This is a genomic window from Rhodococcus sp. P1Y, assembly GCF_003641205.1.
Lineage (GTDB): Bacteria > Actinomycetota > Actinomycetes > Mycobacteriales > Mycobacteriaceae > Rhodococcoides.
The window spans coordinates 964,418-977,631 of sequence record NZ_CP032762.1 but is presented as its reverse complement, the minus strand read 5'-3'; the positions used below and the strand labels follow the sequence as shown (position 1 = coordinate 977,631).

14 protein-coding genes are annotated in these 13,214 nt (G+C 63.7%); 8 read left to right on the top strand and 6 right to left on the bottom strand.

Annotated features, from left to right (window positions below; genetic code table 11):
- Positions 1 to 39: 39 nt before the first annotated feature.
- The 3 genes from D8W71_RS04610 to D8W71_RS04600 are packed head-to-tail and all read right to left on the bottom strand — an operon-like array spanning position 40 to position 1,996.
- Complete coding sequence (locus D8W71_RS04610) at positions 40 to 927, bottom strand: spermidine synthase (protein ID WP_121111390.1); 888 nt, start codon at positions 925 to 927, stop codon at positions 40 to 42.
- The gene (locus tag D8W71_RS04605) at positions 920 to 1,402 is read right to left on the bottom strand and encodes a cupin domain-containing protein (RefSeq protein ID WP_121118578.1); all 483 of its coding nucleotides are present in this window, start codon (positions 1,400 to 1,402) and stop codon (positions 920 to 922) included. The genes D8W71_RS04610 and D8W71_RS04605 overlap by 8 nt, the downstream gene beginning before the upstream one ends.
- Before the next feature lie 3 nt (positions 1,403 to 1,405).
- Positions 1,406 to 1,996, bottom strand: a complete 591-nt coding sequence (locus D8W71_RS04600) for a TetR family transcriptional regulator (RefSeq protein ID WP_121111388.1) — start codon at positions 1,994 to 1,996, stop codon at positions 1,406 to 1,408.
- 104 nt (positions 1,997 to 2,100) lie between these two features.
- Between D8W71_RS04600 and D8W71_RS04595 the strand changes: the two genes are divergently transcribed.
- The gene (locus D8W71_RS04595) at positions 2,101 to 3,138 is read left to right on the top strand and encodes an NAD(P)-dependent alcohol dehydrogenase (protein WP_121111386.1); all 1,038 of its coding nucleotides are present in this window, start codon (positions 2,101 to 2,103) and stop codon (positions 3,136 to 3,138) included.
- A gap of 36 nt (positions 3,139 to 3,174) precedes the next feature.
- Here the strand turns inward: D8W71_RS04595 and D8W71_RS04590 are convergent, their stop codons facing one another.
- Positions 3,175 to 3,858, bottom strand: a complete 684-nt coding sequence (locus D8W71_RS04590; protein WP_121111384.1) for a TetR/AcrR family transcriptional regulator — start codon at positions 3,856 to 3,858, stop codon at positions 3,175 to 3,177.
- Between the two features lie 184 nt (positions 3,859 to 4,042).
- Here D8W71_RS04590 and D8W71_RS04585 point away from each other — a divergent pair, with 184 nt between their 5' ends.
- The 7 genes from D8W71_RS04585 to D8W71_RS04555 all read left to right on the top strand — a co-directional run bounded on the left by D8W71_RS04585 (position 4,043) and on the right by D8W71_RS04555 (position 11,933).
- Complete coding sequence (locus tag D8W71_RS04585) at positions 4,043 to 5,581, top strand: amino acid permease (protein ID WP_121111382.1); 1,539 nt, start codon at positions 4,043 to 4,045, stop codon at positions 5,579 to 5,581.
- Between the two features lie 4 nt (positions 5,582 to 5,585).
- Positions 5,586 to 6,380: an urea amidolyase associated protein UAAP1 gene (locus D8W71_RS04580; RefSeq protein ID WP_121111380.1), complete on the top strand. Its 795-nt coding sequence runs from the start codon at positions 5,586 to 5,588 to the stop codon at positions 6,378 to 6,380.
- A complete protein-coding gene (locus D8W71_RS04575) occupies positions 6,377 to 6,997 on the top strand; it encodes an urea amidolyase associated protein UAAP2 (RefSeq protein ID WP_121111378.1) in 621 nt (206 codons plus the stop codon). Before D8W71_RS04580 ends, D8W71_RS04575 begins: the two co-directional genes overlap by 4 nt.
- The gene (locus D8W71_RS04570) at positions 6,994 to 9,003 is read left to right on the top strand and encodes a 5-oxoprolinase/urea amidolyase family protein (protein ID WP_121111376.1); all 2,010 of its coding nucleotides are present in this window, start codon (positions 6,994 to 6,996) and stop codon (positions 9,001 to 9,003) included. The genes D8W71_RS04575 and D8W71_RS04570 overlap by 4 nt, the downstream gene beginning before the upstream one ends.
- Entirely contained in the window at positions 8,990 to 10,750 is a 1,761-nt protein-coding gene (atzF, locus tag D8W71_RS04565; RefSeq protein ID WP_201265250.1) for an allophanate hydrolase, read from the top strand. The genes D8W71_RS04570 and atzF overlap by 14 nt, the downstream gene beginning before the upstream one ends.
- A 142-nt stretch (positions 10,751 to 10,892) precedes the next feature.
- The gene (locus D8W71_RS04560; protein ID WP_121111374.1) at positions 10,893 to 11,396 is read left to right on the top strand and encodes a PaaI family thioesterase; all 504 of its coding nucleotides are present in this window, start codon (positions 10,893 to 10,895) and stop codon (positions 11,394 to 11,396) included.
- Between the two features lie 3 nt (positions 11,397 to 11,399).
- Complete coding sequence (locus D8W71_RS04555; RefSeq protein WP_121111372.1) at positions 11,400 to 11,933, top strand: winged helix-turn-helix transcriptional regulator; 534 nt, start codon at positions 11,400 to 11,402, stop codon at positions 11,931 to 11,933.
- Here the strand turns inward: D8W71_RS04555 and D8W71_RS04550 are convergent.
- Together D8W71_RS04550 and D8W71_RS04545 are read right to left on the bottom strand one after the other, a co-directional pair.
- Positions 11,883 to 12,524: a LysE family translocator gene (locus D8W71_RS04550; RefSeq protein ID WP_121111370.1), complete on the bottom strand. Its 642-nt coding sequence runs from the start codon at positions 12,522 to 12,524 to the stop codon at positions 11,883 to 11,885. The two genes, D8W71_RS04555 and D8W71_RS04550, sit on opposite strands and share 51 nt — an antisense overlap.
- An 82-nt stretch (positions 12,525 to 12,606) precedes the next feature.
- Positions 12,607 to 13,206, bottom strand: coding sequence for a DUF937 domain-containing protein (locus D8W71_RS04545; protein WP_121111368.1), 600 nt, complete (start codon positions 13,204 to 13,206; stop codon positions 12,607 to 12,609).
- Positions 13,207 to 13,214 lie beyond the last annotated feature (8 nt).

Below are 13,214 nucleotides of genomic sequence, written 5' to 3'. Positions count from 1 at the left end.
GCTGACCGTTTCACCCTAAGCTGCTACTGCCGAACGCGTTCAAGTATCCCGCTGCGGTTCGGGGTCGTTCTGCAGTTCGGAGTCGTTCTGCAGATCGGAGTCGCGAAGGGGCTTGGAATCACGGGCGAATGCACGGACTCGTTCGTCTAGCCATACCTGAGCGGGGACGCCGCCTCCGAGCAGTTCGCGCGCGAGGGCAGGCTCCTCGCCGAGTGGCACATCACAACCCGCGATGACGACGTTGCCGTACCGGCGACCCTTGAGCATCGCCGGATCGGCAATGATCACGGTGTTCGGAAAGATGCTGCCGATCGTCGCCGCTTCACGCTTTGCCAGCGTCAGATCACGTGTGTCACCACAATTGACGACGTAGATGCCGCCCGGCGCCAGTACGCGTCGGACATGCTCGGTGAACTCGACGGTTGCCAATGAGGCGGGAGTTACCGCCCCCGCGAAGACATCTCGGACGATCAGATCTCGGCTGTCCGCAGTCAACGTCTCGGTCACTGCTCGTGCTTCGCCGACGCGAATGCGCAGCAGCGGTGCCCTCGGCAGGTCGAACCACTCGCGCACGAGTTCGGCCAGCTTGCCGTCCAGCTCGACGACCACCTGCCGCGCGTCGGGATACTCCGCCGCGAAGTATCGAGCCAGTGTGCATGCCCCGCCGCCGAGGTGAAGTGCGCGCAACCGGGTATCCGAAAAACTGTGGTGCCGAACCAATCCTGCCATCGCGCGCATGTATTCGAAATCGAGTTGCGACGGGTCGTCCATGTCGATGTGGGAACTCGGCACGCCGTTGACCTCGATGGTCCAGCCATTGGCAGTCAACGTATCTCGAACCAGTTCACATGTGCCGGTGTAGATCTCGTACTTGCCCGCGACAGGTCCGCCTTCGGCGACGGGCGCCTGCTTCTTCTTCCTAGCCACCGAGTTCGTCTCCAGCGCGGTCCGAATCTGACTTGTCCAGTGCGAAATCTGCGAAATCGAACCCAGGACTGACGATGCAGGACACGAGCGACGGCTCGTCTCCGAGCGGCCTGGCTCGCTGCCACGTCGACGGGGGCACGAACTGCTGCGGCGAGTGTCCCGCCGAAAAATCGGGTCCGACGACGAGAGGAGTCACCTCGCCCGGCCGCGTTCCGTCGCCACCGAGATCGAGAACGACTGGGCTGCCACGGTGATACAGCCAGATCTCCGTGCCGCGGACCGTGTGCCACGCAGACTGTTCCCCGGGGAGCAGCAGAAAGAGGATGGCGGTTCCGGCGGGCCTAGCACCGGCGTAACCGTCGGGCAGAGAAAGTTGCGGGATCTCGACGCCACTTCGCCACGTCTCGCTGTACCAACCGCCCTCGGGGTGGCGGGAAAAGCCGAGGCCCTCGGCCCAGCCTGGAAGTTCACTCACCACTCAAGTATGCGGCTCAGCCGCCGAACAGAACGCCCGCCGGACCGCCGAAGCCAGCGCGGCCTTGCGCCTGTCGTGGGTCTCCGTGTCCTCGTCGGCGTCAGCGACGTGGATGATCGCCGACTGTGCCCACGTTGCTGCGAGCGAGATGATCATCGACCACATGTCCTCCGGCGTGATGTCGTCGACCAACACTCCCCGCCTCTGAGCGTCGGCGAGGGCATCGAGCTTCGCCCGGTCATGATCCGGGCCACGATGATGGAACAACGCGCCGGTCGGAGTACGTTCGAGCCGCGCCCAGGTGATGAGCCGAACCAGTTCCGGGTCTCCCAGGTACATGTCGTACAAGGCTGCGACATACGAGGGAATGTCGTCGGCATCGAGTGGAATGTTCGCGATGTCGGTGTCGACCCGGTTGTCGAACACGGCGTCGAACAGCTTGTCCTTGCTCCCGAAATAGCTGTAGATCTGCGACTTGTTGATCGCTGCGTTCGCCGCGATTCGATCGACCCGCGCGCCCGCGATCCCGTACGTCGCGAACTCGACCGTGCCCGCTTCCAGTATCCGTTCCTTCGTTGCTGCTGCGTCACCCATCGGGCGAGCATATCTCGCTCAGAACCAACTGGTTAGTTGCCAGGACCGGCCGTGGTCGCTAGCGTATTACTAACCAGTTGGTTGGAAATATCGAAGGGGCAAGAATGAGAACTGCACTCGGCTACCGAGCACCCGCTGCGAACTCGCGACTCGAACGCTACGAATTCGACCGTCGCGACCTCCGCGCCGACGATGTGGCCGTCGAGGTCACCCACTGCGGGGTGTGCCACACCGACCTCCACACGACGACGGATCCCGGCGGAAACTTCCCGGTCACACCCGGCCACGAGTTCGTCGGGGTGATCACCGCCGTCGGTTCCGCCGTGACCGAATTCGCGACGGGTGATGCCGTCGCCGTCGGCAACATCGTCGACTCCTGCGGGCAGTGCGACATGTGTACGGCCGGCCAGGAGAACTTCTGTCGTGAATTCCCGACGCTCACCTACGGTGGCCGGGATCGCGTCGACGCCTCCACCACGATAGGGGCTTATTCGAGCGAATACGTCGTGCGAGACAATTTCGTCTACCACCGCCCGGAAACGGTCGATCCCGCAGCTGTGGCACCGCTCATGTGCGCAGGCATCACCGTCTGGGAACCGTTGCGGCGGTGGAACGTTGGGCCGGGCATGCGCGTCGGGGTGGCCGGGATCGGAGGGCTCGGTCACCTCGCGGTGAAATTCGCACACGCGCTGGGAGCCGACGTCACCGTTTTCACGACCTCTGCTTCGAAGGTCACAGAAGCCGAGGCACTCAGCGCCGACCGCGCGGTGGTATCGACCGACCCGGATGCAATGGCCGCCGAGCTGGGCCGATTCGACTTCGTCATCGACTGCATACCCGTCGCGCACGATCTTGCGCCGTACCTGAAAACGCTCGCACTCGACGGCACACTGTGTACGGTCGGCTTTCTCGGACCGCAGTCGATCGAGACGATGGATCTGCTGGTCGGTCGTAAATCGCTCAGCTCTGCCGGAAGCGGCGGACGCCGCTACACCCAGGAGATGCTCGACTTCTGTGGTGAGCACGGCATCGTCGCCGACGTGGAGGTGATGCCGTCGGCGGAAGTACAGACTGCATTCGAACGCCTCGAGGCCGGTGATGTGCGCTACCGCTTCGTCCTGGACATGGGGGACCTGCGGTAACGCCGCCCGTGCGCGCAAAGTTACCTTCCGGCGTAACTACGCACGCACGGGTGCGTCAGCCAGAAGTTCGACGGCTTCGGCGTGGAGCGCATGGAGTGCGTCGACCGACCCGGTCCAGCCGAGCACCCGTACCGCCGCCTCGGCGATCACACGGGCGTAGTCGGGGGCGGCTAACGGGCGGTCGTTCTCCGCGTCGGCACGCCCGTTGACGACGGTTTCGACGAGACGGAACGGTAGCTCTTCCGTGCCGGGGAGAGTGCCGTCGACGTATTCGAGCATCTCGGCCGCGATCTCGGCGTAACGGTTCATCAGCGCATACCGGTGAGCGCGGAACGTCTCGAACCGGTCCTCACGCAATTCGGGAAGTAGATACAGCGCGCCCAGATTCCACCTCGACCGACTCAACTGTCCTGCGTCGAACAGAGCGAGTGCATACATCTTCACTTCGGGCCGCGATGCCGAGGCGTGAATCGCCTGCGCCACCTCCAACGGCGCGTCGACGGTTCCGCTCAGGAGCGCGTCGAGCAGCTCGTCCTTCGTCGCGAAGTGGTGATAGAGCGATGCCTGACGCATCCCGACAGCCTCGGCGATCATCCGCGTGGAGGTATTGGTGTACCCACGGGTGGTGAACAGCTCCGCGGCAGCGTCGAGAATCTCCTCGCGCGCCGTCTCGCCCGGCCGCTTCTTGGTGCTGAGCCTCGGTCGGCCTGCGGTCGTCATGCACCCATCCTGGCACCGAAGGTCGACTCGTGAAGTTTCTGTCACTTGATAGAAATCTACGAAACATACATGTTGCACGCGCGTCACTCCTGGGGCATGAAGGCGCGGAAAACTATCGACTGACAGAAACCCCGCACCGGCAGCGCAGACGGTCGGACACTCTTCTTCCTTCCAGGAGACTCACATGAGCTCGACTACTCTGCCCGCGCCCGAGGGTTCACCGCTCCCGCGCGATCATTCCGATCTCGCGGAACTGGGATACGAACAGCAACTGCATCGTTCGCTCGGCAAGTTCGCATCGTTCGCCGCAGGCTTTTCCTTCGTCTCGATTCTCACCACCATCTTCCAACTCTTCGCCCTCGGCTTCAGCTTCGGCGGACCTGCCTTCTTCTTCACCTGGCCGCTGGTGTTTCTCGGTCAGTTCATGGTTGCGCTCAATTTCGCGGAACTCGCTGCCCGATATCCCATTTCGGGTGCCATCTATCAGTGGGCGCGACGAATGGGTGGCGAGATCATCGGATGGTTCGCCGGGTGGTTCATGATCATCGCGCAGATAGTCACCGCATCTGCCGCCGCGATCGCCCTGCAGGTGGTGCTGCCCAGCATCTGGAGTGGATTCCAGATCGTCGGGGACGATCCGGCACTCACCTCTTCCAGCGGCGCGACGAACGCGGTCATCCTAGGTTCGGTCCTGCTGGTGCTCACCACGACGATCAACTCGATCGGCGTGAACTGGATGTCGCGCATCAACTCGATCGGCGTCACGTGTGAAATCGTCGGTGTCATCGCGCTGGTTCTTGTCTTCTTCACCCACGCCCAGCGTGGACCCCAGGTCGTCCTCGACACCGGTGCCGCAGGTGCAGAGCCCGGGTACATCTGGGCGTGGATCGTCTCCGGTCTCATGGCCGCCTACGTCATGGTCGGATTCGGTTCTGCCGGTGAGCTTGCCGAAGAAACTCACAACCCCCGTCGCGTCGCCCCACGCACGATCAGGTTGGCCTTGTCCGCGTCCGCTCTCGGCGGCGGTCTGATGATCGTCGGCGCACTGATGGCAGCGCCCTCGCTCACCGACGGCAATCTCGCGACGCTAGGCCTGCCGTACGTCATCGACTCCATCCTCACCTCGCCCTGGGGAACCGTACTACTGATCGATGTCGCCATCGCCGTCTTCATCTGCACGTTGGCGATTCAGACCGCCGCCTCGAGGCTGATGTTCTCGATGGCACGCGACGGTCGACTTCCGGCCTCCGAGCTGCTGTCGAAGGTCAACTCCAAGACCGGAACACCCATCGCGCCTTCGGTTCTCATCGGAATCGCGTGTGTCGCAGTGCTCGCGGTCAACGTCGGTAACGCTGCTCTCTTCACGACGCTCACCAGCGTGTGCATCGTGCTCATCTACCTCGCCTACATGATGGTCACCGTGCCGCTGCTGTTTCAGCGCCTCAAGGGGTGGCCCCGCGGCGGCGTCCAGGTCGACGCCGAGGGGAAGAAGCTTTTCACCCTCGGTTGGGTCGGCATTCCCGTAAACATCGCGGCCGTCCTCTACGGCGGACTGATGGTGATCAACCTGTCGTGGCCGCGCGCCGAGATCTTCAATCCCACCGGTGAATATCCGATCCTTCAGTGGGCAGCACCGCTCACCGTTCTCACCGTGATCGTCGCCGGAATCGCGTGCCTCCCCCGAGGCAAGGCGCATCCCAAGCCCGTCCAGATCGGAGCGTAAACACATGAGCACCGCCACCACCCACGCAGCGAAGGAACACGCTCGGTCGCAAGCCGCGGCCGTGGATGTTCCCACCGGGCCCGACGGCGCCGAACTCGTCTGGGCCGAAACAATTCCCGGCGGCCGATACTCGACCACGATCCTCGATCGGGGAACCCGTCTTCGCCTGCGCGACGTCGACGGCGCCGCCTGCGTCAACATTCTGCTCTACCGAGCGGACGCACCGTGGGAACGACTCAACACAGCGGACACCGTCAAGGTCCCCTGGCAGGCGTACCTCGGGACCGGGCACCCACTGCTTTCGGACCAAGGTCGAGTATTGGCCACCGTCGTCGCAGACAGCTCCGGACACCACGACGCACTGTGCGGAACCACCTCGGCATCAACGAATGCCGCGAAGTACGGCACTGGGGCACTGCATTCGACATCCCCTGCCGGACGTGAGTTGTTCACCGTCGCCGCCGCAAAGAACGGGCTGACGCCCCGCGATCTGCCTCCGTCGCTGTCCTTCTTCCACGGGGTTCGTGTCGAGGCGGACGGTGCACTCGTCAGTACCGGTTCGGCCGGCCCCGGCACCGAAGTCGACCTGCTGATCCATCTGCCTGTCGTAGTGCTTCTGGCCAACACTGCACATCCGCTCGATCCCTCGGACACCTTCGACACCACCGCGCTCGACGTCACGGCCTGGGACGCCTCCGCCGAGCTACTCGACCTGGCGAACACCGATCCCGAGTATCGACGCGCCGTCTGGAACACCGAGAACGCATGGACTGCATCGCACCTGAAAGGCACACGATGACAACGACACTCGGCACCGTCGTACTCGACCAGATCACCGACGCGCGTGCACCCTGGTCGGCCGTTGTGGCAGCAGGAGACGTCCTCACGATCATCGACCTGCACGGCAACCAAGCCGTCGACACTCTGCTGTATGCAGCCGCGGACCATTCCATCCGTTATTCCGCCGCCGCGACGATCACCGCGCAGCGAAATCTGTTCCTGACCTCAGGAACCGTTCTACGAAGCGATGATTCGACACCGTTGATGACCATCGTCGCCGACGAGGTCGGCAATCACGACACGGTCGGCGGAGCGTGCTCGCAGGAGTCGAACACGCTGCGATACGGTCACCACACCAAGCACCAACACGCCTGCGTCGAGAACTTCCTCGTCGAGGGAGCCAAGTGGGGACTCGGCAAGCGGGACATGGTATCGAACATCAATTTCTTCATGAACGTTCCCGTCGATGCCGACGGCACCCTCGGCATCGTCGACGGCCTGTCGGCGCCGGGCAAGTCGCTGTCGCTGCGCGCCGAGGTGGATACGCTCGTTCTGGTGTCGAACTGTCCGCAGATCAACAACCCCTGCAACGGATTCGACCCCACCGAGGTCCGCATGGTGGTGACAAGGTCATGAGCCTCACCAAGATGACCGTCGTGCGGCCCGGCATGCTCACCACCGTGCAGGACTGGCCAGGACGCGTCGGATACTGGAAGGTGGGTGTGCCGCCGTCGGGACCGATGGACGATCTGTCGTTCCGCCTCGGCAACGTCGCCCTCGGCAATCCCGAGGGTGCACCGGGCTTGGAGTCGGCAATGTCCGGACCTTCCCTGACTTTCGACGCCGACACCTACGTGTGTGTCACCGGCGCAGACGCTCGGGTGCAGATCGACGGAACGGACGCACCGCAATGGCGTCCCGTTCTCGTCCCAGCAGGTGCGGTGTTGGATATCGGACCTACCAGCGGCGCAGGCCTTCGGGTGTACGTGACCATTCAGGGGATCATCGAGGTCGACGAGTACCTGGGCAGCGCAGCGACATTCACGCTCGGCAAGTTCGGTGGACACCGCGGTGGCACGCTCGCAGGCGGCGATATCCTCGAAATCACGGGAAACACGGATGCCGCGCGCATCCGCTCCATCCCGATGGAGCATCGACCGGTGCTGACGTCGACGTGGGACATCGCGGTCACCGAGGGACCACACGGTGCGCCGGAGTTCTTCACGCGCGACGACATCGATACCCTCTACTCGACACGCTACGAAGTGCACTTCAACTCCGATCGCACCGGCGTTCGGCTCATCGGCCCCAAGCCGGAATGGGCACGCGCGGACGGCGGCGAGGCCGGGCTGCACCCGTCGAACATCCATGACAACGCGTACTCCGTCGGTGCCCTCGACTTCACCGGTGACACCCCGATTCTGCTCGGTCCCGACGGCCCGTCGCTGGGCGGATTCGTCTGTCCCGTCACTGTTGTCGCAGCCGAACGATGGAAGCTCGGGCAGTTGAAGCCAGGGGACACGATTCGGTTCGTGCCGGTGAAAGCGGCGCACGCAGCTGCACTCGGTGCACTGGGCCTCGAGCGAAGGGCTTCCCTGCCGGTGGTCTTCTCTTCCGGTGGAGACGGCGATGACGGGGTGATCGCCCGGCGCGACGGTGACACCGCGGTGACGTATCGCCGCTCCGGTGACGACAACGTTCTCGTCGAGTACGGAGACATGACGCTCGACTTGGCGTTACGCGCACGCGCGCACGCATTGCACCAGCGCATCGAAACGATCGCACCTAGGGGATTGATGGATCTGACGCCCGGTATCCGGTCGCTGCAGGTCAAGGTCGATCCTGATGTTCTTCCCATCACCACGTTGATGGGTTTGCTCGCCGAGATAGAGGACGACCTGCCCGCCGCATCGGAGTTGGTAGTACCGTCGCGCACTGTCCGGATGCCGTTGTCCTGGGACGATCCATCGACCCGGGAGGCAATCGCCCGATACATGCACGGCGTACGCTCCGACGCACCCTGGTGCCCGTGGAACATCGAGTTCATCCGCAGAATGAACGGGCTCGACACTGTCGCAGATGTTTTCGACACTGTGTTCGCGGCCGACTACATGGTCCTCGGCCTGGGCGATGTGTATCTCGGAGCGCCCGTCGCCACGCCGCTCGATCCGCGCCATCGCCTTGTCACGACCAAATACAACCCGGCCCGCACCTGGACGCCGGAGAACGCCGTGGGAATCGGCGGAGCGTACCTGTGCATTTACGGCATGGAGGGACCGGGCGGCTACCAATTCGTCGGACGCACCACGCAGGTGTGGAACCACCGATACCCTGAGCAATCGGGCGCTTTCGAGAAAGAGAGTCCCTGGCTGCTCAGATTCTTCGACAGGATCTCCTGGTACCCAGTCGAACCGGAGGAACTGATGGATCTGCGGGCGGACACGGCGGCAGGCCGCGGCGGCGGAGTGGACATCACCGACGGCGAATTCTCCCTCGCCGAGCACGACAAGTTCCTGGCCGCCAACCACGAATCGATCGAGAAGTTTCGCGGCGTGCAGTCGGTGGCGTTCGACGCCGAACGCACAGCATGGTCCGCCGCAGGTGAGTTCACGAAGAAGGAGGCCGGCGATGCAGCGGCTTGAGGACAGGAGCGCAGCCTGCGGAGTGACCGGAGAGGACAGGAGCGCAGCCTGCGGAGTGACCGGTGTGCCAGTGGAACGAGTTCGGCAGGCCTACAAGCGAATTGCCGAGGCAGATCGGCCCGAGGTCTGGATTACTCTCCGAAGCGAGGACGACGTGCTCGCCGAGGCCGAGGCGCTGGACCCGACGCTCCCGCTCGCCGGGATGCTCGTCGCGGTCAAGGACAACGTGGACGTAGCGGGCCTTCCCACGACCGCAGCGTGTCCCGAGTTCGCCTACGTACCCGAGGTTTCTGCAACCGCCGTGGCGCGGCTGGTGGAGCAGGGCGCACTGATTCTCGGTAAGACCAATCTCGACCAGTTCGCCACGGGCCTCGTCGGCACCCGTAGTCCGTACGGCGCGGTGCGATGCGCATGGGATCCCGAGCGTGTGTCCGGTGGATCGAGTTCCGGGTCGGCCGTCGCGGTTGCACTCGGTATCGCAGACATTGGAATCGGCACCGATACAGCAGGTTCCGGCCGAGTGCCCGCGGCTTTCCACGGTCTCGTCGGCATCAAGACCACGCTCGGAATCGTCCCGGCCACCGGCGTCGTGCCGGCGTGTGCCGACTACGACTGCGTGACGGTCATGGCAGACAACCTGGAGACAGCCACACTCGCCACTCGCATCATGTCCGGCTACGACGACGCCGATCCTCGAAGTCGTTCGTGGCCATCGGATGTACTGCTCTCCGTAGGAGACACTCCACGGCTGGCCGTCCCTCGCGCAGAGGATCTGGCCGCATCGAGTCCCGAATACCTGGACGCATTCGCCAGGACTGTCGCCGGGCTCGAAGCGAAGGGAATCACCTACGACGTCGTGGATGTGTCACTGCTCCTGGCCATCGCGACCTTGTTGTACGACGGTGCGATCGTCGCGCAGCGCTATTCGGCCGTCGGACAGTTTCTTTCGGGTGGACCCGAATCGGCAGATCCGACTGTGGCGAAGATCGTTCAGGGCGCCGCAGAGCCGTCCGCGCATCGATACGTCGACGACCTGGCGGCCATCGCCGAGGGCAAGCGTCTGGCCGAGACGCTACTCGGTGGGTTCGACGGGCTGCTGTTGCCCACGACCACCGAGCATCCGACAATTGCTGCAGTGCAGCGCGATCCGACGGGAATCAATCGTCGCCTCGGCACCTTCACCAACTTCTGCAACCTGCTCGACATGGCTGCAGTCGCGGTACCGGGGGAGTCGACCGGCATCGGCGATCCATTCGGTGTGATGGTGGTGGTTCCAGCATTCCACGACCAAGTGGCCACCGACATCGCGGCCGCACTCGTGGCGGAACCGTCTCCGACATTGGTCGACGAGGGCATCGACGTTCTCGTAGTCGGCGCCCATCTGAAAGGCTTTCCCGTTCACCACCAACTGACCGACCGCGGTGCCCGCTTCCAGGGTGATGTGGTGACCTCCGATGCCTACCGCTTCGTGGACCTCGGAACGACTCCGCCGAAACCAGGTCTCGTCAGGCACGGACCTGGTCTCGGCGCTCCGATCGCAGGAGAGCTCTACCGAATGTCCGCGGCAGGCCTGGGAACATTCCTCGCCGGTCTGCCGGTTCCGATGGGACTGACCTCCGTCGAATTGTCGGACGGGCGCTGGGTGACCGGGTTCTGCTGCTCCTACGAGGCCGGCGAGGCGGGCACCGACATCACCGAGTTCGGTGGGTGGCGGGCGTATGCGGCTTCGCCGCCCGTGCGTGCGTAGTTACCTTCCGGTGCTACTACGCACGCACGACCAGGTCACCGATCGTGAGTGAGTAATTACCTCCCTCTGTCACTTTGCGCGCACGGGCGCGGACGCGCATACTGACTTGCATCGTGCAAGTCACTAGCGTCGAGGGGTAGCCATGATCACCGAGGAACACCTGCGTTCGCAGACCTTCTCCTGGGTCAGTCCGAAAGAAGTACTACGCGAGGCGTCACAGATGAACGGCCTGGAAGTGATGCGGGCGGTGGCGTCGGGCGAGCTGCCTCCACCGCCGATCGCCGTGCTGATGCAATTCGCGCCGGTCGAGGTCGAGGACGGCAAGGTGGTATTTCAGTGCACACCGAGCGAGGCGCACTACAACCCGATCGGCACTGTGCACGGCGGACTGGCATGCACGTTTCTCGATACCCTCGTCGGCTGCGCGGCACATACGACGCTTCCGGCCGGAACCGGATACACCTCGATCGATCTGAACGTCAGCTACCTGCGCAACATCCTCGACACCAGCGGACCACTGATCGGCACAGGCACCGTCGTCAAACGCGGATCCCGGGTCATCTTCGCCGAAGGATCGATCGTCGACAAGGACGGTAAGCTCGTTGCAACCGGCACCAGTTCATTGCTCGTCATAGCTCCGAGGTAGCACATGCAGCGCAGCGGTTTCGATTCGATGGGGTGCCCCATCGCAGGGGCACTCGAACAGGTCGGCGAGTGGTGGACGCTACTGATACTGCGCGACGCACTCGACGGTTTCACGCGGTTCGACGAGTTCGAACGCAACCTCGGAATCGCGCCGAACATGTTGACCCGCAGGCTGAAATCTCTCGTCGACGATGGATTGCTCGAACGCCGCCAGTACAGCGACCGGCCTGCGCGCTACGAATACCTCGCGACGAAACGCAGCCGCGAACTCAGTTCCGTCATCGTCGCGCTGTACGCGTGGGGAAACAAACACATCGAGCACGACGACCGGGAGGTGGTCCTGGTCGACGCCGACGGGCAAACCATCGACCCGGTGTTCGTCGACCGCAACACCGGCCGCACCCTCGGCGAGAGCAAAGCCCACTTCGTTGCAGGCCCCGCAGCGTCGGAGATGATGCGCGAGCGGCAGGATCCCGACAAGCGTCGATCACGCAGGAGCCGGGCGGCCTCCGTCGGTCACGAGCCGAACAGCCAGTAGCCCCAGTACAGTTCCCATGACATAGCGCTGCAGCCTCATCCACGTCGGCCGAACGGCGAGGAACGACGCAATCGACCCGGCGCCGAGAACGATCAACGCGTTGACAGCAACCGCTACGACAATCTGCACCCCGCCGAGCACGACCCCCTGTAGAAACACCGAACCTGCAGCTTGATCGACGAATTGCGGAATGATCGAGATGTACATGACGGCCATCTTCGGGTTGAGCAGGTTGGTCAGCAACCCCATCACGAACAACTTTGCGTTCGAATCATGCTGTAGGCCAGCTACTTCGAACACTTTGGTCGCGCCGCGAAAAGCAGAGAAGGCCAGCCACAACAGATAGCACGCACCGGCGATCTTGATGGCGAGGTACAGCGTGGGTACAGCCGCGAACACGGCGGCGAGACCGAGGTTGGTCGCGATCACGTACACGACCAACCCCAGCGCAACGCCCGCGAGCGACACCAGACCAGCACTGCGCCCCTGAGAAATGCTGCGCGACACCAGATACACCATGTTCGGGCCCGGGGTCAGCACCATCGCAAGGGCGACAGCGAACACTCCGAGGGCTGCGGTCGTCGACACCATGCGTCAACTCTGACACCGCCGGAGCCCGAAGTATCGGTCCAGTTACGCGATCGTGGCCCCCGATCCTGTGTGCGTAGTCGCCCTACTTCTTTCCGCCACCCAGCAGTCCGCCGAGAAGGTCACCGAGCCCACCGCCCGACCCGCCGGAGCTCCCGCCGAGAATTCCGCCCAGGACACCGCCCAACCCACCGGTACCCCCAGTACCGCCGGAACCGCCGCCACCGAGAACACTGCCGAGCAGATCGCCGAGCCCGCCACCGGATGATCCATCCGCCTGTCCTCCGGTGAACCGTTTCGCGAGATAGGCCAGCACGATCGGCGCCAGAATAGGAAGCACCTTGGCGACGAGTCCGCTATCCGCGCCGCCGCTGATTCCACCGAGAGCGCTGGCTACCTCGGACTTCTTGTCGCCGAACACGTTCGACACGATCTTCGCACCGTCGGCTTCGTCGACCTGGTCGATGTCGACACCGCCGTCGAGCAACCCCGACGAGCTGTGTTGGTGCAGCGCAGTTTCCAAGGATGCCGCCCCTGCCGGATCCTTGGCGTTCGCTTCGAGTCCGCCGACCAGCGTCGGCACTGCCCGGGTGACGGCCGACCGTGCGGTCTCCTCGTCCACACCGAGCTTGGATGCAATCTGGCCGATCGGAATCTGCGAGAGGAGTTCGTCGAGTGATGCCATTGAATCCA

Coding starts and splice junctions, on each gene's coding strand:
- D8W71_RS04600 (WP_121111388.1), bottom strand. CDS start 1,996: ATGGGTGACGCAGCAGCAACGAAGGAACGGATACTGGAAGCGGGCACG.
- D8W71_RS04595 (WP_121111386.1), top strand. CDS start 2,101: ATGAGAACTGCACTCGGCTACCGAGCACCCGCTGCGAACTCGCGACTC.
- D8W71_RS04590 (WP_121111384.1), bottom strand. CDS start 3,858: ATGACGACCGCAGGCCGACCGAGGCTCAGCACCAAGAAGCGGCCGGGC.
- D8W71_RS04585 (WP_121111382.1), top strand. CDS start 4,043: ATGAGCTCGACTACTCTGCCCGCGCCCGAGGGTTCACCGCTCCCGCGC.
- D8W71_RS04580 (WP_121111380.1), top strand. CDS start 5,586: ATGAGCACCGCCACCACCCACGCAGCGAAGGAACACGCTCGGTCGCAA.
- D8W71_RS04575 (WP_121111378.1), top strand. CDS start 6,377: ATGACAACGACACTCGGCACCGTCGTACTCGACCAGATCACCGACGCG.
- D8W71_RS04570 (WP_121111376.1), top strand. CDS start 6,994: ATGAGCCTCACCAAGATGACCGTCGTGCGGCCCGGCATGCTCACCACC.
- atzF (WP_201265250.1), top strand. CDS start 8,990: ATGCAGCGGCTTGAGGACAGGAGCGCAGCCTGCGGAGTGACCGGAGAG.
- D8W71_RS04560 (WP_121111374.1), top strand. CDS start 10,893: ATGATCACCGAGGAACACCTGCGTTCGCAGACCTTCTCCTGGGTCAGT.
- D8W71_RS04555 (WP_121111372.1), top strand. CDS start 11,400: ATGCAGCGCAGCGGTTTCGATTCGATGGGGTGCCCCATCGCAGGGGCA.
- D8W71_RS04550 (WP_121111370.1), bottom strand. CDS start 12,524: ATGGTGTCGACGACCGCAGCCCTCGGAGTGTTCGCTGTCGCCCTTGCG.
- D8W71_RS04545 (WP_121111368.1), bottom strand. CDS start 13,206: ATGGCATCACTCGACGAACTCCTCTCGCAGATTCCGATCGGCCAGATT.